The organism is Pseudonocardia sp. N23 (assembly GCF_002583555.1).
Lineage (GTDB): Bacteria > Actinomycetota > Actinomycetes > Mycobacteriales > Pseudonocardiaceae > Pseudonocardia.
This window is the reverse complement of record NZ_BEGX01000029.1, coordinates 1-25,310: the sequence shown is the minus strand read 5'-3', so window position 1 is coordinate 25,310 and position 25,310 is coordinate 1. Positions and strand designations below refer to the sequence as shown.

General features: G+C 74.3%; 23 protein-coding genes. 14 read left to right on the top strand and 9 right to left on the bottom strand.

Going from position 1 to position 25,310, the window contains the following annotated elements:
* Positions 1–8 precede the first annotated feature (8 nt).
* Positions 9–1,292 (bottom strand): SH3 domain-containing protein, encoded by a 1,284-nt coding sequence (locus tag TOK_RS33945; protein WP_098957405.1) that lies wholly within the window; start codon positions 1,290–1,292, stop codon positions 9–11.
* Between the two features lie 153 nt (positions 1,293–1,445).
* A complete protein-coding gene (gene menE, locus TOK_RS09275) occupies positions 1,446–2,609 on the bottom strand; it encodes an o-succinylbenzoate--CoA ligase (protein ID WP_216361923.1) in 1,164 nt (387 codons plus the stop codon).
* Positions 2,610–2,695: 86 nt separating this feature from the next.
* On the opposite strand from menE, the gene hrpB reads away from it, so the two are divergent.
* Entirely contained in the window at positions 2,696–5,113 is a 2,418-nt protein-coding gene (hrpB, locus tag TOK_RS09270; RefSeq protein ID WP_098957403.1) for an ATP-dependent helicase HrpB, read from the top strand.
* A gap of 224 nt (positions 5,114–5,337) precedes the next feature.
* Positions 5,338–6,348, top strand: coding sequence for a PDZ domain-containing protein (locus TOK_RS09265; RefSeq protein ID WP_172457500.1), 1,011 nt, complete (start codon positions 5,338–5,340; stop codon positions 6,346–6,348).
* 72 nt (positions 6,349–6,420) lie between these two features.
* Here the strand turns inward: TOK_RS09265 and TOK_RS09260 are convergent, their stop codons facing one another.
* Positions 6,421–7,329: a 1,4-dihydroxy-2-naphthoyl-CoA synthase gene (locus TOK_RS09260; RefSeq protein ID WP_098957401.1), complete on the bottom strand. Its 909-nt coding sequence runs from the start codon at positions 7,327–7,329 to the stop codon at positions 6,421–6,423.
* Positions 7,330–7,538: 209 nt separating this feature from the next.
* Here TOK_RS09260 and TOK_RS09255 point away from each other — a divergent pair, with 209 nt between their 5' ends.
* Positions 7,539–8,366: an aldo/keto reductase gene (locus tag TOK_RS09255; RefSeq protein WP_098957400.1), complete on the top strand. Its 828-nt coding sequence runs from the start codon at positions 7,539–7,541 to the stop codon at positions 8,364–8,366.
* A 63-nt stretch (positions 8,367–8,429) separates the two neighbouring features.
* Positions 8,430–8,738, top strand: coding sequence for an adhesin (locus TOK_RS09250; protein ID WP_098957399.1), 309 nt, complete (start codon positions 8,430–8,432; stop codon positions 8,736–8,738).
* A 47-nt stretch (positions 8,739–8,785) separates the two neighbouring features.
* Here the strand turns inward: TOK_RS09250 and TOK_RS09245 are convergent, their stop codons facing one another.
* A complete protein-coding gene (locus TOK_RS09245) occupies positions 8,786–10,423 on the bottom strand; it encodes an ABC-F family ATP-binding cassette domain-containing protein (protein WP_098957398.1) in 1,638 nt (545 codons plus the stop codon).
* An 18-nt stretch (positions 10,424–10,441) separates the two neighbouring features.
* Positions 10,442–11,728, bottom strand: a complete 1,287-nt coding sequence (locus TOK_RS09240) for an aspartate aminotransferase family protein (protein ID WP_098957397.1) — start codon at positions 11,726–11,728, stop codon at positions 10,442–10,444.
* Positions 11,729–11,812: 84 nt separating this feature from the next.
* On the opposite strand from TOK_RS09240, the gene menD reads away from it, so the two are divergent.
* Complete coding sequence (menD, locus tag TOK_RS09235) at positions 11,813–13,447, top strand: 2-succinyl-5-enolpyruvyl-6-hydroxy-3-cyclohexene-1-carboxylic-acid synthase (RefSeq protein ID WP_098957595.1); 1,635 nt, start codon at positions 11,813–11,815, stop codon at positions 13,445–13,447.
* Positions 13,448–13,457: 10 nt separating this feature from the next.
* On the opposite strand, the gene TOK_RS35295 is transcribed toward menD, so the two are convergent.
* Positions 13,458–13,577 carry a hypothetical protein gene (locus TOK_RS35295; RefSeq protein ID WP_374754879.1) on the bottom strand — a complete coding sequence of 40 codons (120 nt, stop codon included), beginning with the start codon at positions 13,575–13,577 and terminating at the stop codon, positions 13,458–13,460.
* Positions 13,578–13,790: 213 nt separating this feature from the next.
* Positions 13,791–15,032 (bottom strand): isochorismate synthase MenF, encoded by a 1,242-nt coding sequence (locus tag TOK_RS09230; RefSeq protein ID WP_253258277.1) that lies wholly within the window; start codon positions 15,030–15,032, stop codon positions 13,791–13,793.
* Positions 15,033–15,128: 96 nt separating this feature from the next.
* On the opposite strand from TOK_RS09230, the gene TOK_RS09225 reads away from it, so the two are divergent.
* Positions 15,129–15,650, top strand: coding sequence for a DUF3592 domain-containing protein (locus tag TOK_RS09225; protein ID WP_098957396.1), 522 nt, complete (start codon positions 15,129–15,131; stop codon positions 15,648–15,650).
* A gap of 4 nt (positions 15,651–15,654) precedes the next feature.
* Here TOK_RS09225 and TOK_RS09220 read toward each other — a convergent pair whose 3' ends face one another.
* On the bottom strand, positions 15,655–16,509 hold the full coding sequence (locus TOK_RS09220) for a DMT family transporter (protein WP_374754878.1): 855 nt from the start codon (positions 16,507–16,509) through the stop codon (positions 15,655–15,657).
* A gap of 53 nt (positions 16,510–16,562) precedes the next feature.
* Entirely contained in the window at positions 16,563–17,408 is an 846-nt protein-coding gene (locus TOK_RS09215) for an inositol monophosphatase (protein WP_253258276.1), read from the bottom strand.
* A 197-nt stretch (positions 17,409–17,605) separates the two neighbouring features.
* Between TOK_RS09215 and TOK_RS09210 the strand changes: the two genes are divergently transcribed.
* From TOK_RS09210 to nuoE, 8 genes are all read left to right on the top strand, one after another.
* The gene (locus TOK_RS09210) at positions 17,606–18,763 is read left to right on the top strand and encodes a glycosyltransferase family 1 protein (RefSeq protein WP_098957394.1); all 1,158 of its coding nucleotides are present in this window, start codon (positions 17,606–17,608) and stop codon (positions 18,761–18,763) included.
* A 1-nt stretch (position 18,764) separates the two neighbouring features.
* Positions 18,765–19,889 (top strand): glycosyltransferase, encoded by a 1,125-nt coding sequence (locus tag TOK_RS09205; RefSeq protein WP_098957393.1) that lies wholly within the window; start codon positions 18,765–18,767, stop codon positions 19,887–19,889.
* Positions 19,890–19,899: 10 nt separating this feature from the next.
* On the top strand, positions 19,900–20,589 hold the full coding sequence (locus tag TOK_RS09200) for a demethylmenaquinone methyltransferase (RefSeq protein WP_098957392.1): 690 nt from the start codon (positions 19,900–19,902) through the stop codon (positions 20,587–20,589).
* A gap of 685 nt (positions 20,590–21,274) precedes the next feature.
* Positions 21,275–21,640 (top strand): NADH-quinone oxidoreductase subunit A, encoded by a 366-nt coding sequence (locus tag TOK_RS09195; protein WP_098957391.1) that lies wholly within the window; start codon positions 21,275–21,277, stop codon positions 21,638–21,640.
* Between the two features lie 10 nt (positions 21,641–21,650).
* A complete protein-coding gene (locus TOK_RS09190) occupies positions 21,651–22,208 on the top strand; it encodes an NADH-quinone oxidoreductase subunit B family protein (RefSeq protein ID WP_098957390.1) in 558 nt (185 codons plus the stop codon).
* Between the two features lie 7 nt (positions 22,209–22,215).
* Entirely contained in the window at positions 22,216–23,091 is an 876-nt protein-coding gene (locus TOK_RS09185; RefSeq protein ID WP_098957389.1) for an NADH-quinone oxidoreductase subunit C, read from the top strand.
* On the top strand, positions 23,088–24,407 hold the full coding sequence (locus TOK_RS09180) for an NADH-quinone oxidoreductase subunit D (RefSeq protein WP_098957388.1): 1,320 nt from the start codon (positions 23,088–23,090) through the stop codon (positions 24,405–24,407). The genes TOK_RS09185 and TOK_RS09180 overlap by 4 nt, the downstream gene beginning before the upstream one ends.
* Entirely contained in the window at positions 24,404–25,222 is an 819-nt protein-coding gene (nuoE, locus tag TOK_RS09175; protein ID WP_098957387.1) for an NADH-quinone oxidoreductase subunit NuoE, read from the top strand. Before TOK_RS09180 ends, nuoE begins: the two co-directional genes overlap by 4 nt.
* Positions 25,223–25,310 lie beyond the last annotated feature (88 nt).

The following is a 25,310-nucleotide window of genomic DNA, read 5'->3' as shown; positions in this document are numbered from 1 at the left end:
CGTGAAACCTATCCGGCGCTCGTGCAGGTGCTCGCAGCCCTGGCTCCCGGGACCGCGGCGACGGGCAGGAACTGGCCGGCGCCGATCTGCAGCCAGCCGGTCCCGGTGGCGCACATCACGGGGACGGCGGCTCCGTCTGCGGCCCCGCCCACGACGGTGGCGTCGGCACTCGGGGCGGAGTGGACGCGCACCGATCCGGCACTCGCCTCGGCGTCGCCCGCGGCGGCGGTGGCGTCGACCTCGGACAGCTTCGTCGAGCCGGTCCACAGGTAGTCGACGGTCACGGTGGCGTTGTCCTTGAGGCCGAGGTCGTCCCAGAAGACTCCGTCGGCGAGGTCGATGCCGGCGGGGTTGAGGGCCTTGCGGCCGAACTGGTCGTTGCCGCCGTTGTAGCCGTCGCGGTAGGCGGCCTGGGCCTGTGGGACGCCCTGGGGCAGGTCGCCCCAGTTCTGCCGGATGTTGCCAGGGTTCCAGTAGTCGTCGCGGGTGTTCCAGGGGCCGATGTCCCAGACAGGGGCGAAGGAGCAGCGGCCGTTGGAGGCGCAGACCTTCACCGAGTAGTCGTTGGTGTTGCGGGGTGAGAGGGCGCGCCGCGACGGCAGGGCGACGAAGTGGTCGCGGTCGACGATGACGTGGCCGTTGGCGGTGGTGCCGCCGACGAGTCCCTCGCGGGTGGCGAACACGGAGTAGCTCAGCGGGGCCGTCTCGGTGGTGGCGTCCTCCGCGCCCTCGGGCAGTGCGGTGGGGCGGGCCTCCTGCTCCAGGCCGGTGACGGCGGGCTCCGCGCCCGGGGTGCCGGTGAGGACGAGCCTGCTCTGCACGACCGACGTCGCCTCGGGCAGCTGGGCGCTGCTCCCGGTGGGGGAGGTCGCGGTGCTGGGGATCCACTCGGTCCAGCCGCCGTTGGCGCTTCGGCCGCGGACGTCGACGGTGACGTCACCGCCGTCGGGCACGTCGGCGGTGAGGGTGGAGTCGACCTGGTCGGTGGGCCGGTCGAGGGTGCGGGGCGCGAGTGTCAGGAAGCCGGTGCCGGGTGCGTCGGCGCCACCTTCGGTGCCGCGCGGGGTCTGGGCGTCGCGCGGGGCATCGTGGGCGGCGCTCGCGTCGAGCGTCACGCCGTCGGAGGTGGTGTCGACGCCGGTGCCGTCGCCCGAGGCGAGGTCGGCGATCCAGGACCGGTTGGTCGTGGCCGCCGCTGACGACGACTCGGCCGCCCCCGCCGGTGTCACGGTTCCGGCGACGAGTGCCGCCGTCACAGTGGCCAGCACCGCTGCCCGCAGTCCCGTTCGCATTCCGCGTCCCCCGAACCCGTTGCCGACGTCTGCCAGTCGTGTGACTGATGTGACGGCCGGTGTGCGTGTGTCGTTCGAGGCGAAGCAGACCGGATGAACGGGACCGGGTCAACCGACGGAGAGTGACGACAACCGAAGGTGTGGCGGAGATCGTCACCGGATCGGGGACGTGTCCTCCGTGAACGTGGTCGCGCTGAGCAGCCGCCGGACCTCGGTGCGATCGGGTTTCCCGATGCCGCGCAACGGAACCGCGTCGACCGCGAGCCACCGGCGGGGGACCGCGGCCCGGCCGAGCTCGGCGCGCACCGCTGCCGCGAGCCGGTCGCATTCGGGCCCGAGGTCCCGGTCGACGACGACCGCCGCCGCCACGACAGCGCCCCACTCCGGGTCGGGCAGCCCGACGACGCACGCGTCCGAGACCCCCGGCTGCGCGGCGAGGACCCGTTCGACCGCGACGGGCGCGACCTTCTTCCCGCCGGTGACGACGACGTCGTCGGCACGGCCCAGGACGGTGAGCCTGCCGTCGTCGAGCCGGCCCAGGTCGCCGGTGCGGAACCAGCCGTCGCGGAAGGCCTCCGCCGTCGCGGCGGCGTCACCCAGGTAGCCCTCCGCGATGGTCGGGCCGCCGAGCAGGACGCGGTCGTCGTCGTCGATCTCGACGGTCACCCCGTCGAGCGGGACGCCGTCGTAGACGCAGCCGCCCGCGGTCTCGCTCATCCCGTAGGTGGTGCGGACGCGGACGCCTGCCGTCAGCGCGCGCTGGTGCAGCGCGGGATCGAGGGCCGCCCCGCCGATCAGCACCGCCGCGTACCCCTGCAGGGCCGCGAGCGGGGCGCTGCCGGCGTCGAGGATGCGCAGCAGCTGGGTCGGTACCAGGCTCGTGCAGCGTGGGGCACCGTGCGGCAGCCGCGCGGTCGCGCGGGCGAACCCGGCGGGACGGAACCCGTCGCGGATGTCCTGGACCTGCGGCGGCGTCCCCGCGAGCAGCGCCCGCACGATCACCTGCACCCCGGCGACGTGCTCCGCCGGCAGCGGGAGCACCCAGCGCGCAGGCCCGCCGAGCCGTGCCTCGGTGGCCCGGGCCGAGGCCACCAGCGCCGCGGCGGTCAGTACGACGTGCTTGGGCTCGCCCGTGGAACCCGACGTCGAGACCACCACGGCCGCGCCGTCGGGGAGCGTGCCCTCGGGGTCGGGCGAGGGCGGGCCGGCGGCGGCGACGGGGCGCACCGCGGGGCCGGTCCCGTCGATCGCCGCGGCCAGCGCGTCGGCCAGGTCGGCGACCGACTCGGGGGAGCCGTCGACGGGAACGGTGCGCAGGGACGGCATGGGTTCTCTCCGTTCGGGGCCGGGCAGCGCCAGCCTGTCACGCGCGGCGCGGGTGTCTCCGGGCAGACTCCGCGGTGATGCGCCTGCCAGAGCTCCCCGACCTCCCGGTCCGCGACCACCTCGACGACGTCGTCGCGACCCTGGCCGCGCACGGGACCGCGGTGCTCGTCGCCCCGCCGGGGACGGGCAAGACGACGCTCGTCCCGCTCGCGCTCGCCGCGGCATCGCAGGGCCGCGTCGTCGTGGCCGAACCGCGCCGGCTGGCCACCCGGGCGGCCGCGGCGCGGATGGCGTCGCTGCTGGGCGAGCAGGTCGGCGGGACCGTCGGGTACTCGGTGCGCGGGGACCGGAAGGGGTCGGCGGCGACCCGGATCGAGGTCGTGACCTCGGGGCTGCTGCTGCGCCGGCTCGCGGCCGATCCGGAGCTGGCCGGCGTCACGACCGTCGTCCTCGACGAGTGCCACGAACGCCGTCTCGACGCCGATCTCCTGCTCGCCCTGCTGCTCGACGCCCGCGCCGGGCTGCGGCCGGACCTGCGGCTGCTCGCCACGTCGGCGACCGTGGCCGCCACCCGGCTGGCCGACGTGCTGGGCGGCGCGCCGGTGCGGTCGATCGAGGCGCGCACGTTCCCCGTCGACGTCACGTACGCCCCACCCACGCGGGGTGAGCGGATCGAGGCGTGCGTCGCCCGCGCCGTGCGGACGTTGCCGGCGGACGGCGACGTGCTCGCGTTCCTGCCCGGCGTCGCCGAGATCCGCCGCACCGCCACGGCCCTCGGTGGCGTCGACGCCGACGTCCTGCCCCTGCACGGGCGCCTGTCCGCCGCCGAGCAGGACCGCGCGCTCACCCCCGGACCGCGGCGGCGCGTCGTGCTGTCGACGGCCGTCGCCGAGTCCAGCCTCACCGTCCCCGGGGTGCGCGCGGTGGTCGACGCCGGGCTCGCCCGGGTCCCGCGCGTCGACCACCGCCGCGGGATGGCCGGGCTCGTCACGGTGCGGGTGTCGGCGGCGGTCGCCGAGCAGCGCGCCGGCCGCGCGGGCCGCGAGGCACCGGGCCGGGCCGTGCGCTGCTGGCCCGCCGGTGAGGTGCTCAACCGTTTCCCCGAGCCCGAGATCCGTACCGCCGACCTCACCCGTCTCGCCCTCGACCTCGCCGACTGGGGCACCCCCGACGGCACCGGCCTCACCTGGTGGGACCCGCCGCCCGAGGGCCCGCTCGCCGCCGGGCGTTCCGTGCTGCGCGCGCTGGGGGCCGTCGACGCCGGCGGCGCGATCACCGCCCGCGGCCGGGCCATGGCCGGGCTCGGCCTGCACCCGCGGCTCGCCCGCGCGCTGCTCGACGGCGCCCCCGCCGCCGGGACCCGCGTCGCCGCCGAGACCGTCGCCCTCCTCGACGACGACACCCTCGGTGCCGGCACCGACGTCGACGACGTGCTGCGCACCCTGCGGTCGGGCACCGCGCCCGGCACCGGCCGGTGGAAGGCCGAGGTGCGCAGGCTCGAACGCCTCGTCGCGCGGGGGAAGGGGAGGGCGGGAGCCGCGGAGGTCGTCGCGCTCGCCCACCCGGAACGGCTCGCCCGGCGCCGCCCCGGCGGTGGACCCGTCTTCCTGATGGCGGGCGGAACCGCCGTCGAGCTGTCGGCGGGTGACGGGCTCGCCGCCCACGAGTGGCTCGCCGTCGCGGTCGCCGACCGCGCCCCCGGCGCGCAGCACGGACGGGTCCGGCTCGCCGCGGCCGCGGACCAGGAGCTGGCCGAACGCGTCGGCGCCCCGCTGCTCGCCGTCGCCGACGAGATCGCCTGGGCCGAGGGCGACGTGCGCGCCACCCGCGTGCACCGGCTCGGCGCGATCGTCCTCGACGAGCGCCTGCTGCGGAACCCCGACCCGGCTGCCGTCCGGGCCGCGCTCCTCGACGGGCTGCGGTCCGAGGGCCTCGGCCTGCTGCACTGGACCCCGCACGCCCGCGCGCTGCGCGACCGCGTCGCCACCCTGCACCGCGTCCTCGGTGACCGGTGGCCCGACGTGTCCGACGAGGCCCTGCTCACCGACCCCGACCGCTGGTGGACGGGCCCGCTCGACCGCGCCCGGCGCCGCTCCGACCTGGCCCGTGTGGACGCCGGGCAGATCCTCCGCGGGCTGCTCGACCCGTCGGTCGCCCACCGTCTCGACGCGCTCGCCCCCGAACGCATCGAGGTGCCGACGGGCTCACGCATCACCCTCGACTGGTCCGGCGACCAGCCCGTCCTCGCCGTCCGGCTGCAGGAGGTCCTGGGCTGGACCGCGAGCCCCACGGTCGCCGACGGCCGGCTCCCGGTGCTGCTGCACCTGCTCTCGCCCGCCGGGCGGCCCGCCGCCGTCACCGCGGACCTCGCGTCGTTCTGGGCCAACGGCTACCCTCACGTCCGCGCCGAGCTGCGCGGCCGCTACCCCAAGCACGACTGGCCCGCCGACCCGCTCACCGCCACCCCGTCCCGGGGCCCGCGCCGCCGCACCTGAGGCCTGCGCGGGCGCGCACAGGTTCGCGTCGTATCGTCCGGGGTGATCAGGCGGTCGGGGGCGCCGCCGGAACGCATGCACCCAGGGAGTTCGCACGTGCACGGTGACACCACGGCTGCCCACCTCGGCGGTCCCCGATGACGGGGACGACCGGCGAGACAGAGACGACCGGCGAGACAGAGACGAGCGCGCCGCCGCGCCCGCGTCGCCCCTCGCCCGCCACGATGCGCCTCGTCCTGGCCGTCGTCGGGCTGCTCGCCGTGTGCGTCCTCGCCGCCACCGTGCCGGTCCCGCTGGTCACCCTCGGCCCCGGCCCCACCTTCAACACCCTCGACGACCAGGACGGCAAGCCGGTCGTCGACGTCACCGGGCTGCCGACCTACGCCACGTCGGGGCACCTCAACATGACGACGGTGTCGGTCACCGACGGCCTGACGACGTTCCAGGTGCTGCGCGCCTGGCTCGACCCCGACCAGCAGGTCGTGCCCCGCAACGCCGTCTTCCCGGCCGGGCAGACCCAGCAGCAGATCGACGCCAAGAACGACGCCGACTTCTCCGGATCCGAGACCTCCGCGGTCTCGGCGGCGCTGACCTACCTCGACCTGCCCTCGCAGGTCGTCGTCGGCCCCGACATCGCCGGGCTGCCCGTCAACCCGGTCCTCCGCCCCGGCGACCGCATCGTGTCGGTGCAGGGCAAGGAGATCGGGCGCATCGGCGACATCCGCGCCGCGCTGGCCGGCACCACCCCCGGCCAGCAGATCCCTGTCGAGATCGTCCGTGACGACGGCCCCGTGCAGGCCGTCACCGTCACCCTCATCCAGCTCGGCGGCGGCAACACCCAGGGCGGCCTCGGCATCGCCCCCGTCGCCCGCCCGGCAGGCGACGAGAAGATCACGATCTCGCTGACCGGTGTCGGCGGGCCGTCGGCGGGGCTGATGTTCTCCCTGGCCGTCGTCGACCGGCTCACCCCCGGCGAGCTGACCGGCGGCACCTTCATCGCGGGCACCGGCGAGATCGCCGCGACGGGCGAGGTCGGTGCCATCGCCGGCATCCCGCTCAAGCTGATCGCCGCGAAGGACGCCGGCGCCACCGTCTTCCTGGTCCCCGCCGCCAACTGCACGGAGGCCCGCGAGTCGGCACCCGAGGGCATCACGCTGGTGAAGGTCGAGCGGCTGACCGATGCTGTCTCCGACCTCGACACGATCCGCGCCGGCGGCACCGCCCCGACCTGCTGACCCGCCCCGACCTGCTGACCCCGCCCCACCGCCGAGCCGACACCAGCCTGGTCCCGACGGCTGCCGGACCGGTCAGTAGTGCCAGGGGTAGGGCGACCAGTCGGGGTCGCGCTTCTCCAGGAACGAGTCCCGGCCCTCGACGGCCTCGTCGGTCATGTAGGCCATGCGCGTCGCCTCGCCGGCGAACAGCTGCTGGCCGACGAGCCCGTCGTCGGTGAGGTTGAAGGCGTACTTGAGCATCCGCTGCGCCTGCGGGGACTTGCCGTTGACCAGCGTCGCCCACTCCAGCGCGACCTTCTCCAGGTCGGCGTGCGGAACGACCCGGTTGACCGCACCCATCCGGTGCATCTGCTCGGCGGTGTAGGGCTGGCCGAGGAAGAAGATCTCGCGGGCGAACTTCTGGCCCACCTGCTTGGCGAGGTAGGCCGAGCCGTAGCCGCCGTCGAAGGAGCCGACGTCGGCGTCGGTCTGCTTGAAGCGGGCGTGCTCCTCGCTGGCCAGCGTCAGGTCGGCGACCGCGTGCAGCGAGTGCCCGCCGCCCGCGGCCCAGCCGTTGACGACGGCGATGACGACCTTGGGCATGAACCTGATGAGCCGCTGGCACTCCAGGATGTGCAGCCGCCCGGCGCGACCCGGCTCGACGGTCTCGGCCGTCTCGCCCGAGGCGTACTGGTAGCCGCTGCGGCCGCGGATGCGCTGGTCACCGCCGGAGCAGAACGCCCGGCCCCCGTCGCGCGGGGACGGGCCGTTGCCGGTGAGCAGCACACAGCCGACGTCGGAGCTCTGCCGGGCGTGGTCGAGCGCGGTGTAGAGCTCGTCGACGGTGCCCGGGCGGAACGCGTTGCGCACCTCCGGCCGGTCGAACGCGATCCGCACGGCGCCCGTCGACACGGCGCGGTGGTAGGTGATGTCGGTGAAGTCGAACCCCGGGACGGCCGTCCAGGCCTCGGGATCGAACAGCTCGGAGACGGCGTCGCTCACGGTTCGGACCCTACGTCGAGCCCCGGACGGGCCCGCCGCCCGGGCCGCTCACCCGGCGGGACGTGCCGTCGCCGTCGCGGCGGGAGGGGGTCGGCTCGTAGCGGCGACCCGAGCTGATCGCTGATCGCGCGGGCGGAGCGCGGCGGATCGTCCGGCGATCCCGCACACTCGCGACTGCGGGTCCCGGGGGGCGGGGGTAGAACCGGGGCATGAGCTCTGTCCCGAACCTGACCCTGAACAACGGCGTCGTGATCCCGCAGTTCGGCTTCGGCGTCTTCCAGGTCGGCCCCGGCGAGACGGTCGAGTCCGTCCGTCAGGCCTTCGACGCCGGCTACCGGCACATCGACACCGCACAGGCCTACGGCAACGAGGCCGAGGTGGGACGGGCGATCGCCGACTCGGGCCTGCCCCGCGACGAGGTCTTCGTCACCACCAAGCTCGCCAACGACCGGCAGGGCCGCGACTCGGCGGCGAGCGCGCTGGGGGAGAGCCTGGAGAAGCTGGGACTGGACTTCGTCGACCTCTATCTCGTGCACTGGCCGCGCCCGCAGGCCGACGTCTACGTCGAGACCTGGGAGGGCATGGAGGGCTGCGCGAAGGACGGCACGGCGCGGGCGATCGGCGTCTCCAACTTCCAGGTCCCGCACCTGGAGCGCCTCGCGGCCGAGACGGGCACCGTGCCCGCGGTCAACCAGATCGAGCTGCACCCGCTGCTCAACCAGGAAGCGTTGCGCGCCTACCACTCCGACCACGGCATCGTCACCGAGGCGTGGGCCCCGATCGCGAAGGGTGGGGAGCTGCTGTCGGACGCGGGGCTCGTCGAGATCGGGCGCGCGCACGGGAAGTCGCCCGCCCAGGTGGTGCTGCGCTGGCACGTGCAGCTCGGCAACGTGGTGTTCCCGAAGTCGGTGACGCCGTCGCGGATCCGGGAGAACATCGACGTCTTCGACTTCACCCTGTCCGACGAGGAGATGGCTGCCGTGAGCGCCCTGGACAGTGGCACGCGCCTGGGGCCGGACCCGGACCGGTTCGGCTGAATCGACGTGACCGGCCGCGCAGCAGGGGTGCGTGGTCGCGGGGACGTGCCTACTGTGGGTCGAATGTTGGCAATCACCGAGACAGCGGCAGAGGCCATCAAGTCCTTGACGGCTGATGCCGAACTCCCCGACGGCGGTGGTCTGCGCATCGCGTCCACCGAGGAGGACCAGGGCCTGGAGCTCTCGCTGGCGGCTCAGCCGATCGAGAGCGACACGGTCCTGACAGGCGACGGCGTGACGGTGTTCCTGGAGACAGCCGCCGCGCAGGTGCTCGACGACAAGGTCCTGGACGTGCAGCCCGTCGAGACCCCGCAGGGGGAGGAGCTGCGCTTCGCCATCGGCCCGCAGGCCGAACCGACCCCGGAGTCCTGACCACCGACCACACGACGAACGGCGCCGGCCTCCGGGTCGGCGCCGTTCTACGTCTCGGTGACCCGACCGGCCTCGACGTGCCAGCGCCGCGTCGCGCGGACGGTGCCGAGCATCCGGCGGTCGTGCGTCACGAGCAGCACGGTCCCGGGGAAGTTCTCGACGGCCTCCTCGAGCTGCTCGATGGCGGGCAGGTCGAGGTGGTTGGTGGGCTCGTCGAGCACCAGCAGGTTGACCTCGCGGGCCTGCAGCAGCGCGAGCGCCGCACGGGTCCGCTCACCGGGTGAGAGCGACGACGCGGGCCGCGGCACGTGCTCGCGGGTGAGGCCGAACTTGGCGAGCAGGGTCCGGACGTCGGCGTCGGCCCAGTCGGGGACGGCTTCGCCGAACGCCCGCACGAGCGACGCGTCGCCGAGGAACAGCCCGCGGGCCTGGTCGACCTCCCCGACCCGCACCCCCGAGCCCAGCCCGGCGACGCCCGAGTCGACGCGCAGCTTGCCCAGCAGCGCGGCGAGCAGCGTCGACTTGCCCGAGCCGTTGGCCCCTGTGACGACGACCCGGTCCGCCCAGTCGACCTGCACGGTGACGGGCCCGAGCGTGAACGACCCACGCTGCACGACGGCGGAGTCCGCGAAGGCGGCGACGGTGCCCGAGCGGGGCGCGGCGGCGATCGTCATGCGCAGCTCCCACTCCTTGCGGGGCTCCTCGACGACGTCGAGCCGCTCGATCATCTTCTGCGTCTGCCGGGCCTTCGCGGCCTGCTTCTCCGACGTCTCGGCGCGCTTGTTGCGGCCGATCTTGTCGTTGTCGGTGGACTTGCGGCGGGCGTTGCGCACGCCTTGGGCCATCCAGTTGCGCTGCATCTGGGCGCGGTCCTTGAGCCCGCCGACGGTGTCGGCGTACTCGTCGTAGGCCTCGCGGGCGTGCCGGCGGGCGACCTCACGCTCGGCGAGGTAGGCGTCGTAGCCACCGTCGTAGACGCCGACCTGCTGCTGGACGAGGTCGAGCTCGACGACGCGGGTCACGGTGCGCGCCAGGAACTCCCGGTCGTGGGAGACGATCACGGCAGGCGAGCGAAGGCCGGTCACGAACCGTTCGAGCCGCTCCAGACCGTCGAGGTCGAGGTCGTTGGTGGGCTCGTCGAGCAGCAGCACGTCGTAGCGCGACAGCAGCAGCGCGGCGAGGCCGGCCCGCGCGGCCTGGCCGCCCGACAGCGCGGTCATCGCGGTGTCGAGGTCGACGCCGAGGCCGACCTCCGCGCACACGGCGCCGGAGCGCTCGTCGAGGTCGGCGCCGCCGAGGGCGAGCCAGCGGTCGAGCGCGCCGGCGTAGAGGTCGTCGGCCCCGGCGGTGCCGTCGGACAGCGCCGCGGCGGCGGCGTCCATCAGCTCCTGGGCGCTGGTGACGCCGGTGCGCCGGGCCAGGAACGCGGCGACGGTCTCGCCCGCCCGCCGTTCGGGCTCCTGCGGCAGGTGTCCGACGGTGGCGTCCGGTGGGCTGAGCGCGACCGTGCCCTCCTCGGGCCGGTCCTCACCCGCCAGCAGGCGCAGCAACGTCGACTTGCCGGCGCCGTTGGCTCCGACGAGTCCGACGACGTCGCCGGGTGCGACGACGAGGTCGAGTCCGGAGAACAGGACGCGGGCGCCGTGGCCGGCGGCGAGATCGGTGGCCTGCATGGTGGCGCTCATGACGACGCCGAAACTACGTCACGGGGCAACGGCTTTCGTCAGAGCCTGGTCCAGGATCTCCAGCCCGAGGCCGACCTCGGCGTCCGACACGGTCAGCGGGGGCGCGATCCGGAACACCCCGCCCATCCCCGGCAGCTGCACGACGTTCATGTGCAGGCCCAGGTCCAGGCACTCCGTGGTGACGGCGCGGCCCAGGTCGTCGGCGGGGTCCTTCGTGGTCCGGTCGGTGACGAGCTCGATGCCCTGCAGCAGGCCGCGGCCGCGGACCTCGCCGATGCAGTCGTGCCGGCTCGCGAGTTCGGTCAGGCCGGTGCGCAGGCGTCCGCCCAGCTCCGCGGCCCGCGAGACGAGACCTTCGCGGCGGACGACGTCGAGCACCGTGAGCCCGACGGCGGCGGGCAGCGGGTCGGAGACGTGCGTCGTGAAGAAGAGGAAGCCGCGTTCGTGGCAGCGTTGCTCGATGTCCGCCGACGTCACCACCGCGGCCAGCGGCAGGCCCGCGCCGAGCGTCTTCGACAGGGTCAGGATGTCGGGGACGACGCCGTCGCGTTCGAAGGCGTACATCGTGCCGGTGCGGGCGATGCCGGTCTGCGCCTCGTCGAGGATCAGCAGCATGCCGCGCTCGTCGCACTTGGCGCGCAACGCGGCGAGGTAGCCCGGGGGCAGCTCCAGCACTCCGCCCGACGACAGGATCGGCTCCACGAGGCACGCCGCCAACGCCCCGGCCGACTGCCGGTCCACGAGGTCCCAGGCCACGTCGAGCTCGGTGCGCCAGTCGTCGCCGAACACGCTCCGGTACGGGTACGGCGCCGGGATCGCGAGGTTGCCGGGGATCGGCGGGCCGTAGCCGCGACGACCCGCGCTGTAGGTCGCCGACGCCGCACCGCCCGTCATCCCGTGCCACGACTGCGCGAAGCTCACGATCTCCCAGCCGCCCGTGGCGAGCTTCGCCATCTTCAGCGCGGCCTCGTTGGACTCCGCGCCCGTGGTGAGCAGCAGCGACCGTTCCAGCGGGTCCGGCAGGCTCGCGGCGAGCTCACGGGCCAGGTCGACGACGGGCCGCGACAGCATGCCGCTGAACAGGTGGTCGAGCGTGCCGATCGACTCCCGGACCGTCGCGACGACGTCGGGGTGCGAGTGCCCCAGCACCGCGCTCATCTGGCCCGACGTGAAGTCGAGGATCGCCCGTCCCGCGGAGTCGTACACGAACGATCCCGCCGCCCGTTCCACCACCACCGGGGCGAACGCGCCCCCGTAGCGGACCAGGTGCCGCTCGGCGTCGTCCCAGAACCCGTCCGTGCCCATGCGCGCCTCCGCCCAGGTGATCCGGCTCTCGACAGTAGGCGGCGGGCAGGCGTCCGGGATTCGTCCGTTCGTAGAATGGACCCGGTGAACCCTTCGACGGCCCAGGCACGGGTGATCGTCGACGAGCTGGTGAGGTGCGGCGTCGTCGACGCCGTGCTGTGCCCGGGTTCGCGCAACGCCGCCCTCGCGATCGCCCTCCAGCAGGCCGACGCCGCCGGAACGCTGCGGCTCCACGTCCGCATCGACGAACGCACCGCGGCCTTCCTCGCCCTCGGCCTCGCGCTGCGCTCCGGACGTCCGGTCCCCGTCTGCACGACGTCGGGCACCGCCGTCGCCAACCTGCACCCCGCGATCCTCGAGGCCTCCTACTCGGGGGTGCCGCTCGTCGCGCTCACCGCCGATCGCCCGCCCGAGCTCGTCGGCACCGGCGCCAGCCAGACCGTCGTCCAGGACGGGGTGTTCGGGACGGCGGTGCGGCACTCCGCCGTCGTCGCCGTCGCCCGGGCCGAGGAGGGCCAGCAGGCGCGGTGGCGCTCCGCCGTCGACAGAGCCGTCGCCGCGGCCGTCGGCGTCCGTCCCGGGCCCGTGCACCTCAACGTGCCCTTCGCCGAACCCCTCGTGCCCGACGGCGATCCCGGCTGGGCGGAGACCCTCGAGGGCCGCCCCGGCGCCCGCCCCTGGACGGCGATGCCCGCGCGGGTGCCCGCCGTCGCCGAACCGCTGCCGCTCGACCCCGCAGCGCCGACGCTCGTCGTTGCCGGACCCGGTGCGCCACAGGGGCTACGGCTCGACGGCCTGCCCGTCGTCGCCGAACCGTCGTCGGGCTACTGGGACGCCGGGCTGCGCGCCGGGCCCTGGCTCGTCGGGGACGCGGGCCTGCGGCCCGCGCAGGTCGTCGTGGCCGGCCGGCCGACGCTGCACCGGCCCGTCCAGCGCCTGCTCGCCGACCCGGACGTCGCCGTGTACGCGATCGACGACGGCACCCCCTGGACCGACGTCGCCGCCACCGTGCGCGGCATCGGCTCGCTGCCGGCGACGACCCCGGTGCCCGGGTGGCTCGACCGGTGGCGGGTCGCCGACCGCATCGCCTCCGCCGCCCTCGACGCCGCCCTCGACGACCACGACGCCCCCACCGGCCTGCGGCTCGCCCGCGCGCTGGCCGCCGCCGTCCCCGACGGGTCCGCGCTCGTCCTGGGCTCGTCGAACCCGGTGCGCGACATGGCATTGGCGGCCATCCCACGGGCGGGGACGACCGTCGTCTCCAACCGGGGGGTCGCGGGGATCGACGGCACCGTGTCCACTGCGACCGGTGTCGCGCTGGCCCACGGCGGCCCGACCTTCGCGCTGCTCGGCGACCTGACGCTGCTGCACGACACCACCGGCCTCGTCCTCGGCCCCGGCGAACCGGACCCCGACCTGACCTTCGTGGTGCTCAACGACCGTGGCGGCGGCATCTTCAGCCTGCTGGAGCAGGGTGCCCCCGCGCACTCGGCGTCGTTCGAGCGGGTCTTCGGGACCCCGCACACCGTCGACGTCGCGGCGCTCTGCGCGGCGGTCGGCATCGCCCACACCGCCGTCGACGACCCCGCAAAGCTTCCCGAGGTCCTGGGCGAGCCCGCGGGCCGGATGCTGGTCGAGGTGCGCGCCGAACGCGCCGGCCTGCGCGCGGGCCACGCCCGCCTCCGCGCCGTCGTCGACGAGGCCCTGACCGCCCTCTGACCCACACCCGTCACCGCCGACGGGTCGCCGCAACCCGGACCTCCGGGCAACCGGTCCGCGCCGCGCCGCCGCGCAGCCGGTCGGCACCCGCGCCGCCGGACACCGTGTCGTCGCCGGCGCCGCCCGCGATGCAGCCACCGCGCCCGGAACCGACGACCGTGTCGTCGCCCGACGTCCCCAGGATCAGGAACGAACCGGTACCCCGGCCGCGTTCGGTGCCGGCGTCCCACCGGCGCGCACGTGGGTCGACCGTGGCGACCTCGGAGAACGACGCCGGCGCCAGTGAGGTTGCGCGCGGCTGTGGGGTCGCAGCCTCGGTCGCGCGGGGCGCCCGGGTCCGGCGTCAGTCGGTGACGCTGCCCTCCAGGGCCTCGCGGACGGCGACGAGCTTGGCGGCGGCCTCGCTGACCTCGGTGTCGGGGTCGGAGTCGGCCACGATCCCGCAGCCGGCGAAGAGCCGGGCGGTGCGGCCGTCGAGCTGGGCGCAGCGCAGGGCGATGCCCAGCTCGCCGTCGCCCGCCGCGTCGAGCCAGCCGACGGGACCCGCGTAGCGGCCACGGTCCATCCGCTCCAGCTCGGCGATGACCCGCAGCGCGGCGGCGCGGGGGGTGCCGCCGACGGCGGCGGTGGGGTGCACGTCGGCGGCCAGCGTCAGCAGCGAGGCGCCGTCGCGCAGCTCGCCGCGCACGTCCGACGACAGGTGCGACACGTTGTGCAGCGCCAGGATCGAGGGTTCGTCGGGGACGTCGAGGGTCGTGCAGTGCGGGCGCAGTGTCGCGGCGAGGGAGTCGACGGCGAAGGCGTGCTCGCGCTGGTCCTTCGCCGACGCCAGCAGGGTGGCCCCGATGTCGGCGCCGTCCTGCGAGCCCGGCCAGATCGTGCCCGCCAGCACCCGGGAGGAGACGACGTCGCCCTCGCGGCGCAGCAGCAGCTCGGGGGTGGCGCCGACGAGCCCGTCGACGGAGTAGGCCCAGCAGGTCGGGTAGTGGTGGGCGAGGCCTGCGAGGAGGTAGCGGGGGTCGAGCGGCTCGTCGGCGACGGCGAGCAGGTCGTGGGCCAGCGCCGCCTTGTCGAGCTCGCCGGCCCGCATCCGGGAGACGGCCTCGGCGACGGCACGCCGGTAGCGGGCGACGGTCATGTTGCCGTCGTCGTAGCGCAGGGCGCCGCCGGCGCGGACGGGCATGGCGCGGCGCATGGCGGCGGGCACACCGTCGCCCGCGAACTCGGTGATCCAGGTCTGTCCGTCGCGGCGGCCGACGACGACCCGGGGCACGATCAGCACGGACCCGGGGGAGCGGTCGGCGAAGGTGAAGCTGGCGAAGGCGACCGCGCCGGTGCCGGGGATCTCCAGGTCGTCGTGGACGTCGAGACGTGCGGCGAAGGAGCGCCACCACGCGTCGGCCTCGGCGAACCGGCCCGCGCCGGTGCCGGTGAAGCGGGCGACCTCACCCCACCCGACGAGCCCCTCGCCGTCTCGCACCCAGGAGAGGGGGCGGTCGTCGGGCAGCAGGTCGAGGAGGCGGCCCACGTCGTCCACCGGGCGGGTCCGCACTCGCAGCGGCGACGGGGACGGTGCGACGGTCACATCACCCGAGGGTAGGCGGCTCGTGGCGGTGATGCGCGCGGGCCCCGGCAGGTGCGGGGGACGCCACACGCGCGGATCGACCTAGACTCGGCTCTCGTGTCGGGCAGCGGGAGCGAGCTGATCGAAGCGGTCGGATCGACGCTCCGTGCCGCCGGGGCGTGGCTGCGCAGGCACAAGCCGGAGTGCGTCACGGGGTTCGCGGTGCTGGTCACGGTGCTGGTGGCGCTGGCGTTCGTGGGGGCCTTGCTGGACGATCGGGCGATCGCGTCGAACCGGGCGTTCACCGCCGCGACGGTGCTCGACGGCTCGAACTTCAGCCGCACCCTGGTGCGGTTCACGCTGCCCGACGGGCAGGCGGTGGTCCCGGAGCGCGGCGTCATGTACCCGCGGGGGCTGGAGCCGGGGTCGACGATCATCGTCGAGTACTCGACGGAGAAGCCGTCGCTGGTGCGGGTCGCAGGCCGCAGCGCGCTCGACCGGCTGCCGGTGCTGCTCGGGACGGCGGCCGGGGTGTGGGTGGTGTTCGGGGCGTGGGCGTGGTGGTTGCGCAGGCGCCGGGCCGAGCGCGACGTCGCCGCGGCCGACGCCGGCCGGCCGGTCGACGCGGCGCGGGTCTGACGGGTCAGCCGGGCGGTGCGTCGCGCGTGCGGACCGGTGACCGTGCGGCCAGCGCGACCCCGATGACGGTGACCGCCATGCCGGCGACGGCGACCCAGCCGGGCCGTTCGCCGAACATCAGGAACGCCATGACCGCGGTGATGGCGGGGACGAGGTAGAAGTACGTCGTCACCTGGGATGCCGCACCGCGGCGGAGCATGAGGAACAGCAGTGAGATGCCGCCGCCGGTGAGGACGACGACCGACCAGACGAGCGCCCCGATCACGGCGGGCGTCCAGTCGATGCGGAGGTCCTCGAAGGCGAGCGCGAACGGCGCGGTCACGACGATCGAGGCGACGAACTGCACGACCTGCCCGGTGCGCAGGTCGAAGTCGGGGCAGAAGCGTTTCTGGTAGAGGGTGCCCGCGGTGATGGCGAGCAGCGCCCCGCCGGACAGGGCGAGGGTGACCGTGGTGATGCCGGAGGTCGTGAGCTTCTCGGCGACGACGAGTGTCACGCCGAGGAAGCCGAGGACCAGCCCCGCGGCGCGGCGCGGCCCCATCCGTTCGCCCGCGGCCCAGCCGGCGAGCGCGGTGAGCACGGGCTGCAGGTTGACGACGAGCGCGGTGACCGACGACGGCATCCCCTGCGCGACCGCCACCCAGACGCCGCCGAGGTAGCCGGCCTGGATGCCGATCCCGGCGACGGCGAGGTGTCCCGCGCGGCGCCACGACGGCCACGCGGCCCTGGCGAGGAGCGCGAGCACGAGCATCAGGACGACGACGCCGACATAACGGACGACGAGGAACGTCAGCGGGTCGGCGTGCGGGGCGGCGAGCCGGGCGACGACGAACCCGGACGACCAGATGAGGACGAACAGGAACGGGGTGGCCCGGACCGCGAGGGACGTGGCGGCGATGCCGCGACGCTACGTCAGCCGGTCCACCAGCTCATGACCTGGTCGGCGACACCGGGTGCGGCGACGAGCATGGCCCCGGTGGGCATCGGGTCCGGTCGCCCGGACCGGTCGAGGACGACGGCGCCGGCGCCGAGGGCGAGGGCGAGGGCGCCGGCGACGTCCCACACCTGGTAGCCCTCGAGGACGGCGGCGACGGCCCGGCCCGTCGCGACCTGGGTGATCGCGAGCGCGGACGAGCCGAGGACGCGGACGCCGGCGTGCCCGGCCCGGGCGGCGCGCAGCAGCGGCTCGGTGGCGGGTTCGGCGCAGACGAGGCCACCGGCGGCGTCGTCGCGGTCGGCGACGCGCACGACGGTCCCGTTGGCGCGGACCCCGCGGCCGCGGGCGGCGGCGTAGAGGTGGGCGCGGCTGGGGTCGGCGACGACGCCGACGACGGGGCCGTCGGCGTCGACGAGGGCGAGGCTGTAGGCGCACCAGGGGAACCCGGCGACGTAGTTGGCCGTGCCGTCGACGGGGTCGACGACCCAGCGCAGCGGCGCGTGCTCGGCCCCGGCGTCGGCGCCGTACTCCTCGCCGACGACGGGGACGCCGGGGAACTCGGCGGCGAGCACGCGGCGGGTGTGCCGTTCGAGGGTGCGGTCGGTGTCGGTCACCCAGTCGAACGGGTTGGCCTTGCCGGTCGCGCCGGGCGGGACTCCGCCGGCGGAGCGCCCGGACGTCGCCGCGATGACCTCGGCGGCGTCGTTGGCGAGCCGGCCGGCGACGTCCAGCGCCCGGGACAGCAGCCCGGGATCGGCGGGTGCCGGGACTGGCATCTGGATCTTCGCCCGGGGGAGGTGGTCTCGGTCGACGACGGTCATGCCACCGGAGGGTCGTGGATCAGGGTGTCCCGGGCGCGACGTGCGGATGACGTGACGTGGAGCACCCGGCCAATCGTGTCCGCTCCGGTCGGGCGGTCCCGCGAGGTCGAGCGGGCGCACCGGGTGTTCGGCGGGTGTTCCGTGGCGCGACGCGCGGGCGTCGGGCTGCGGGGGACCGGCTGCGACACCGTCGGGGGGTGCGCGTCGCGATCGTCTCCGAGTGTTTCCTGCCGGTCGTCAACGGTGTCACGAACTCGGTGCTGAGGGTGCTCGAGCACCTGGCCGAGGGCGGGCACGAGGCTCTCGTCATCGCCCCCGGGACCGGGGAGTCCGGCCGGCACGGCGACGTGGAGGTCGTGCGGGTGCCCGCGGTGGACCTGCCCGTCGTCAACTCGATGCCCGTGGGGGTGCCGAGCAGGCGCATCCTCACGGCGCTGCGCCGGTTCGCCCCGGACGTGGTGCACCTGGCGGCGCCGTTCGTCGTGGGTGCGCGCGGGCTGGCGGCGGCGCGGCGGCTCGACATCCCGACGGTCGCGGTCTACCAGACGGACGTGGCGGGGTTCGCCTCGTCGTACGGGCTGGGGCTGACGGCCCGGGCGGCGTGGCGGTGGACGTGCCGGCTGCACTCGCAGGCCGACCGGACGCTGGCGCCGTCGAGCTGGGCGACGGAGGCGTTGCGCGAGCGCGGGGTGCCTCGGGTGCACCAGTGGGCGCGTGGCGTCGACACCAGCCGGTTCACCCCGTCGAAACGGTCACAGCGGTGGCGCGACGAGCTGGCGCCGGACGGGGAGATCCTCGTCGGCTACGTCGGCAGGCTGGCCCCGGAGAAGCAGGTGGAGCGGCTCGCGACGCTGGCCGGGATGCCCGGGGTGCGGGTCGTGGTGGTGGGGTCGGGGCCGAGCGAGGAGCGGTTGCGGTCGACGTTGCCGGGCGCGGCGATGCTCGGGTTCCGTGGTGGCGACGAGCTCGCCGCGATCTACGCGTCGCTGGACGTGTTCGTGCACACCGGCCCGTCGGAGACGTTCTGCCAGGCGGTGCAGGAGGCGCTGTCCTCGGGGCTGCCGGTGGTCGCGCCCGACGCGGGCGGCCCGCGTGACCTGGTGCTCCCCGGGCGGACGGGGATGCTGGTGCCGCCGCGCCCCGACGGCACCGACGTGGGCGACCCGTCCGCCGACGAGGCGGACGCGCAGCTGCGGGCGGCCGTCGAGGCGTTGTGCGACCCGCGGCTGCGGGCGGTGTACGGCGCCGCGGCGCGGCGGTCGGTGCTGCGCCGCACCTGGACGACGGTGTGCGACGAGCTGCTGGTCCACTACTCCGACGTCGTCGGGGCGGCGGCGGACCGGCGGGCGGCCTGACGTGCGGATCGCCCAGCTGGCCAACTTCTACGGGCCGCGCTCGGGTGGGCTGCGCACGGCGCTGCACCACCTGGGCGCGGGCTACGTGGCGCGGGGTCACGAGGTGGTGCTGGTCGTGCCGGGTCCCGCGGCGGCCGACGAGCTGCTCCCGTCGGGTGTGCGGCGGGTGACGGTCGCGGCACCGCAGCTGCCGGGCACGGGCGGCTACCGGGCGGTGGACCCGTGGCGGGTGCGCCGGCTGCTGGACCGGCTGGACCCGGACGCGATCGAGGTGTCGGACCGGCTGACCCTGCGCGGTCTGGGGGAGTGGGCGTCGCGGCGCGGGGTCCCGAGCGTCGTCGTCTCCCACGAGCGGCTGGACCGGCTGCTGGGGCAGTTCCTGCTGCCCGGCCGGGCAGCGGTCGCGGTGGCCGACGCGGCGAACGCGCGAATGGCGGCGGCCTACGACACTGTCGTGTGCACGACCGCGTTCGCGCGCGCGGAGTTCGACCGCATCGGGGCGTGCAACGTGGCGCAGGTGCCGCTGGGCGTGGACCTGACGACGTTCACCCCGCACCGGCACGACCGCGGCCTGCGCCACCGTCTCGGTGGGGACGCGGAGGCCCTGGTCGTCCACTGCGGACGGCTGTCGCCGGAGAAGCACCCGGAGCGCAGCGTCGACACCGTCGCCGCGCTGCGTCGTGACGGGGTGGACGCGCGGCTCGTGGTGGCGGGCGACGGGCCGCGGCGTGCGGCGATGGCGCGGCGGGCGGCGGGCCTGCCGGTGACGTTCCTCGGCTTCGTGCCCGACCGGTCCCGGCTGGCGACGCTGCTGGCGTCGGCCGACGTGTCGTTGGCACCGGGACCGCACGAGACGTTCGGGCTCTCGGCCCTGGAGGCGCTGGCCAGCGGCACCCGGGTGGTGGTGTCGGCGTCGTCGGCGCTGCCGGAGATCGTGGCCGGGCCGGCCGGGGCGGCGGCGGCCGATGACGCGGGCGCGTTCGCCGCAGCCGTCGCGGACCTGCTCGATGCGGACGCCGAGGCCGGGCGTTGCGCGGCGCGCGAGAGGGCGGAGGAGTACGGCTGGCCCGCGTCGGTGACGTCGATGCTCGCGACCCTCGGTGCCGTCGGTTCCGTCGCCGCGTAGCGTTTCCGGTGTGGCACGTGCGGACCTGGACAAGCGACCCGACGACGTCGCGGCGATGTTCGACGGCGTGGCGAAGCGCTACGACCTGACCAACACGGTGCTGACGGGCGGGCAGGACCGCCGCTGGCGCGACCTCACCCGCGCCGCGCTCGACCCCCGCCCGGGGGAGAAGGTCCTCGACCTCGCCGCGGGCACCGCCGTCTCGACGGTGTCGCTGGCCCGCTCGGGCGCCTGGTGCGTCGCGGCCGACTTCTCGCTGGGGATGCTGCGCGCCGGCGCCGGCCGCGACGTGCCGAAGGTCGCGGCCGACGGGATGCGCCTCCCGTTCGGTGACGGCGTCTTCGACGCGGTGACGATCTCGTTCGGGCTGCGCAACATCGTCGACACCGCGGCGGCCCTGCGGGAGATGGCCCGGGTGACGCGGCCGGGCGGCCGCCTGGTGGTGTGCGAGTTCGGTACGCCGACGTGGAGGCCGTTCCGGGTGGCCTATCACGACGTGGTGCTGGCTGCGGTGCTGCCGGCGGTGGCGCGGCGGGTGTCGTCGAACCCGGAGGCCTACACCTACCTCGCGGAGTCGATCCGGGACTGGCCCGCGCAGCCCGATCTGGCGCGGATCATCGCCGGTGCCGGCTGGACCGACGTGGCGTGGCGTGATCTCGCTCTCGGTGCGGTCGCGCTGCACCGCGCCCGCCGCGTCTGACGCGGTCCCCCCGCCCGGGGGACCCGCCGCACGCCGCCCCCGGGCCGGTCGAACGGGGTTCAGCCCTGGTCGTAGCAGCGCGAGGGCTCCGCGACACCGTTTCGTTATGACCGCTTCTCCCCCCTCAGCGGGGGAGGCCGGTCGGGGCCGGAGCGGGCACGCTGGCGTGACTTTCGACGGTCGTCCGAGCACTCGGCCACCCATTGGCCATGGTGCCGCGTCCAGGGCTGGACGCGGAGCATAGACTCTCGTCCGGACTTCGTGAATCCGTTCACAAGGAGCCACATGGTCGCCCTCGGCCCCACCACTCGCGCCTCGGCGCGGCGAGGAGCGCCCGGTGCCGGCGCAGTCGCCCGCCCGGGTGCGGATGGCGCGTGCGCGGGGGCGGCGGGAGCACGTCGACCGGCTCCGGCCGGGTTCTGGTCCCCCCGATCCGTTGCGGCGGCGGTCCGTGAGATCGACAGGACACGGCGGCGGGACGGGACGAGGACTCCGTCCGGGAGCGGCCGTGTCGACCGGCCCGCGACCACGAGGAACAGGTGGTCGGGACCTTGAAGTAAGGCTGTCCTGACTTCTGAGGGGTGATCCACCGCACCATAAGGTCCGGGCGGCGGTATCGATCCCGAAGACGTAGATCTCCCACCACGCAAAAGTCACCGCATCACCAACGGCGAGGGTGTTACCGATGCTCGATCCCTATCTCCCGATCGTGTTGCTGGCCGTGCTGGCCGGCGCGTTCGCGGTCGGATCCGTCGCCTCCGCTCCGCTCATCGGCCCCCGGCGCTACAACCGCGCCAAGCTCGACGGGTACGAGTGCGGGATCGAGCCGTCGCCCCAGCCCGTGGTCGGGGCCGGCCGGATGCCCGTCGCGTACTACCTGACGGCGATGCTGTTCATCCTCTTCGACATCGAAATGGTCTTCCTCTACCCGTTCGCCGTCAGCGCCGACCTGCTCGGCCTGTTCGGGCTGGTGGAGATCGTGCTGTTCATCGTCACGGTCGGCTTCGCCTACGTGTACGTGTGGCGACGCGGCGGCCTGGACTGGAACTGAGGCGAAACACATGGGACTCGAGGAGAAGCTGCCCAGCGGGGTACTGCTCACCAGCGTCGAGAAGCTCGTCAACTGGACGCGCAAGTCGTCGCTGTGGCCCGCCACCTTCGGGCTGGCGTGCTGCGCGATCGAGATGATGACCACCGGCGCGCCCCGCTACGACCTGGCGCGCTTCGGCATGGAGGTCTTCCGGGCCTCCCCGCGACAGGCCGACCTGATGATCGTCGCGGGTCGCGTCAGCAACAAGATGGCGCCGGTGCTGCGCCAGATCTACGACCAGATGCCCGAGCCCCGCTGGGTGCTGGCGATGGGCGTGTGCGCGTCGTCGGGCGGGATGTTCAACAACTACGCGATCGTGCAGGGCGTCGACCACGTCGTGCCCGTCGACATGTACCTGCCGGGCTGCCCGCCGCGCCCGGAGATGCTCATGGATGCGATCCTCAAGATCCACGCGAAGATCATGGACGAGCCCCTCGGCCCGAAGCGTGCCGCAGAGCTGGCCGCCAGTGGGTACAAGACCCCGATGATCCCGTCGTCGATCAAGTACGCGACGACGAAGAAGAAGTGAGCCGGCGATGACCGAACGTACGGGTCCCGGCGGAACCGCCGGCACCTCCAAGGACGACAAGGGCGGTGCGGAACCGACCGGCGGCGAGCAGTCGTCGGCCGACCGCAGCGGTACCGACGAGGAGGCGCACGTCGCCAACGGCGGCACCGAGCCCGAGGCCGGGACGACCGAGCTCGCGGGGCTGGGCGACCAGGCCGTCGAGGGCGGCACCCGCTCGGCCCCTGCGGGTCGTGCGCGCCAGGGCATGTTCGGTGTCCGCGGCAGCGGCGACACCTCCGGCTTCAGCGGCCTGCGGCTGCCCGCCCACGTGCCGGCACCGGCCGAGCGCCCCTTCGGCGGCTGGTTCGACGACGTGGCCGACGACCTCGTCGCGGCCCTCGACGAGCGTGGCACCCGCGGCGCGATCCAGCAGGTGACGATCGACCGCGGCGAGATCACCTTCTACATCGCGGCCGAGAAGATCCTCGAGGTCTGCCGGACGATGCGCGACGACCCGTCGCTGCGCTACGAGCTGTGCTCGGCGGTGTCGGCGGTCGACTACGGGGTCGACGTGCCGGAGCGGATGCACGTCGTCTACCACCTGCTGTCGATGACCTACCGGCGGCGCGTCCGGCTCGAGGTCGTCCTCGACTGGGACGGCGGGGCGGAGAACCCGCACCTGCCCAGCGTCGTCGAGGTCTACCCGACGGCCGACTGGCACGAGCGCGAGACCTGGGACATGTTCGGGATCGTCTTCGACGGCCACCCGGCGCTGACCCGCATCCTCATGCCGGACGACTGGGACGGCCACCCCCAGCGCAAGGACTACCCCCTCGGCGGGATTCCCGTGGAGTACAAGGGCGCGGAGATTCCTCCGCCCGATGAGAGGCGGGCCTACTCGTGACGACTCCCGAGACCGACGCCTACGCCCCGGAACGCGAGACCACCGAGGGCACGATCTACACCGTCACCGGCGGTGACTGGGACTCGATCGTCGACTCCGAGCACGACGACCGCATCGTCATCAACATGGGCCCGCAGCATCCGTCGACGCACGGCGTGCTGCGGCTCGTGCTGGAGCTCGAGGGCGAGACCGTCACGCAGGCCCGGTCCGTGATCGGCTACCTGCACACCGGGATCGAGAAGAACTGCGAGTACCGGACGTGGACGCAGGGCGTCACGTTCGTGACGCGTGCGGACTACCTGGCACCGCTGTTCAACGAGGCCGCGTACGTGATGGGCGTCGAGAAGCTGCTGGGCATCGAGGCACCGCAGCGGGCGCAGACGATCCGCGTGATGCTCATGGAGATCAACCGGATCGGCTCGCACCTGGTGTGCCTGGCCACCGGCGGCATGGAGCTCGGCGCGCTGACCGGCATGACGGCCGGTTTCCGTGAGCGCGAGGAGGTGCTCCACCTGCTGGAGTACCTGACCGGGCTGCGGATGAACCACGCGTTCTTCCGGCCGGGCGGGCTCGCCCAGGACCTCCCGGACGACTGGCGCGAGAAGATCGACGAGTTCATCAAGGTCTTCCACGAGCGCCTCGGCGACTACGACAAGCTGCTCACCGGGCAGCCGATCTGGAAGCAGCGCCTCGAGGGCGTCGGCTACCTCCCGATCGACGGCTGCCTGGCCCTCGGCGCGACCGGCCCGATCCTGCGGTCGGCCGGTCTGGCGTGGGACCAGCGCAAGGTCGAGCCCTACTGGGGCTACGACACGTACGACTTCGAGGTGCCGACCGAGACGGGCGCCGACTGCTACTCGCGCTACCTGGTGCGGGTCGCCGAGATCCACGAGTCGCTCAAGATCATCGAGCAGGCGGCCGACCGGCTCGAGCCCGGCCCCGTGATGGTCGAGGACCGCAAGGTCGCCTGGCCCGCGCAGCTGTCGATCGGCTCGGACGGCATGGGCAACACGCTCGAGCACGTCCGCAAGATCATGGGTCAGTCGATGGAGTCGCTGATCCACCACTTCAAGCTGGTCACCGAGGGCTTCCACGTGCCGGCGGGGCAGGTCTACTCCTGCGTCGAGTCACCCCGCGGCGAGCTGGGCGTCCACCTGGTGTCCGACGGTGGCACCCGGCCGGTGCGCGTGCACCTGCGCGAGCCCAGCTTCGTGAACCTGCAGACGATGCCCGCCATGAGCGAGGGCGGCATGGTCGCCGACGTCATCGCCGCGGTCGCGTCGATCGACCCCGTCATGGGAGGTGTTGATCGATGACGCTCCCCGAGGGCAACCCGGAGATGAACGCGCGCGAGGTGACCGGGCCCGACGAGGTGACCTGGAACCCCGAGGCCGCCGACGGGCCGATCGCGTCGCCGTCGTTCGGCGAGGTGACAAGGCAGCAGGCGAAGGAGATCATCGCCCGCTACCCGCAGTCGCGGTCGGCGCTGCTGCCGATGCTGCACCTGGTGCAGTCGGTGGAGAACCACGTCAGCCAGGACGGCATCCGCTTCTGCGCGGAGATGCTGGAGATCACGACGGCCGAGGTCTCGGCGGTCGCGACCTTCTACACGATGTACAAGCGCAACCCGTGCGGTGAGCACCTGGTGAGCGTGTGCACCAACACCCTGTGCGCCGCAATGGGTGGCGACGCCATCTACGCCCGGCTGCAGGAGCGTCTGGGCACCGAGGGCCGCCCGCTCGGCCACGAGGAGACCGTGGGCGAGCCCGGCAGCCCCGGCTCGATCACCCTCGAGCACGCGGAGTGCCTGGCGGCGTGCGACCTGGCGCCGGTCATCCAGGTCAACTACGAGTACTTCGACAACCAGTCCGTCGAGTCGGCCGAGGAGCTCGTCGACGCGCTGCGGCGCGGCGAGAAGCCGCACCCGACGCGCGGCGCCCCGCTGACCGACCTGCGGACCGTCGAGCTGGAGCTGGCGGGGTTCCACCCCGACCTGGCTGCCGTCGCCGAGGGCCCGTCGATCGCGGTCGAGACCGTCCGCGGCGCGGTGCTGGCCGACGAGCGCGGCTGGGCGGCACCCGCCCGGCCCGCCGAGCACCCCGCGCTGCCGCCGCTTCCGGAGAAGAAGTGATGACCGAAACCACGGACACCGCGCCCCCTGCCGTCGATCCGCTGACCCCGGTGCTGACGCGCCGGTGGCAGCTCGACCGGTCGTGGTC

Bases quoted from the DNA above. Each gene is read 5' to 3' on its own strand.
- TOK_RS09255 (WP_098957400.1), top strand. From the start codon at position 7,539: ATGAGCTCTGTCCCGAACCTGACCCTGAACAACGGCGTCGTGATCCCG.
- TOK_RS09245 (WP_098957398.1), bottom strand. From the start codon at position 10,423: ATGAGCGCCACCATGCAGGCCACCGATCTCGCCGCCGGCCACGGCGCC.
- TOK_RS09190 (WP_098957390.1), top strand. From the start codon at position 21,651: ATGGGACTCGAGGAGAAGCTGCCCAGCGGGGTACTGCTCACCAGCGTC.
- TOK_RS09215 (WP_253258276.1), bottom strand. From the start codon at position 17,408: ATGACCGTCGTCGACCGAGACCACCTCCCCCGGGCGAAGATCCAGATG.
- TOK_RS09195 (WP_098957391.1), top strand. From the start codon at position 21,275: ATGCTCGATCCCTATCTCCCGATCGTGTTGCTGGCCGTGCTGGCCGGC.
- hrpB (WP_098957403.1), top strand. From the start codon at position 2,696: ATGCGCCTGCCAGAGCTCCCCGACCTCCCGGTCCGCGACCACCTCGAC.
- TOK_RS09250 (WP_098957399.1), top strand. From the start codon at position 8,430: ATGTTGGCAATCACCGAGACAGCGGCAGAGGCCATCAAGTCCTTGACG.
- TOK_RS09185 (WP_098957389.1), top strand. From the start codon at position 22,216: ATGACCGAACGTACGGGTCCCGGCGGAACCGCCGGCACCTCCAAGGAC.
- nuoE (WP_098957387.1), top strand. From the start codon at position 24,404: ATGACGCTCCCCGAGGGCAACCCGGAGATGAACGCGCGCGAGGTGACC.
- TOK_RS09265 (WP_172457500.1), top strand. From the start codon at position 5,338: ATGCGCCTCGTCCTGGCCGTCGTCGGGCTGCTCGCCGTGTGCGTCCTC.
- TOK_RS09240 (WP_098957397.1), bottom strand. From the start codon at position 11,728: ATGGGCACGGACGGGTTCTGGGACGACGCCGAGCGGCACCTGGTCCGC.
- TOK_RS33945 (WP_098957405.1), bottom strand. From the start codon at position 1,292: ATGCGAACGGGACTGCGGGCAGCGGTGCTGGCCACTGTGACGGCGGCA.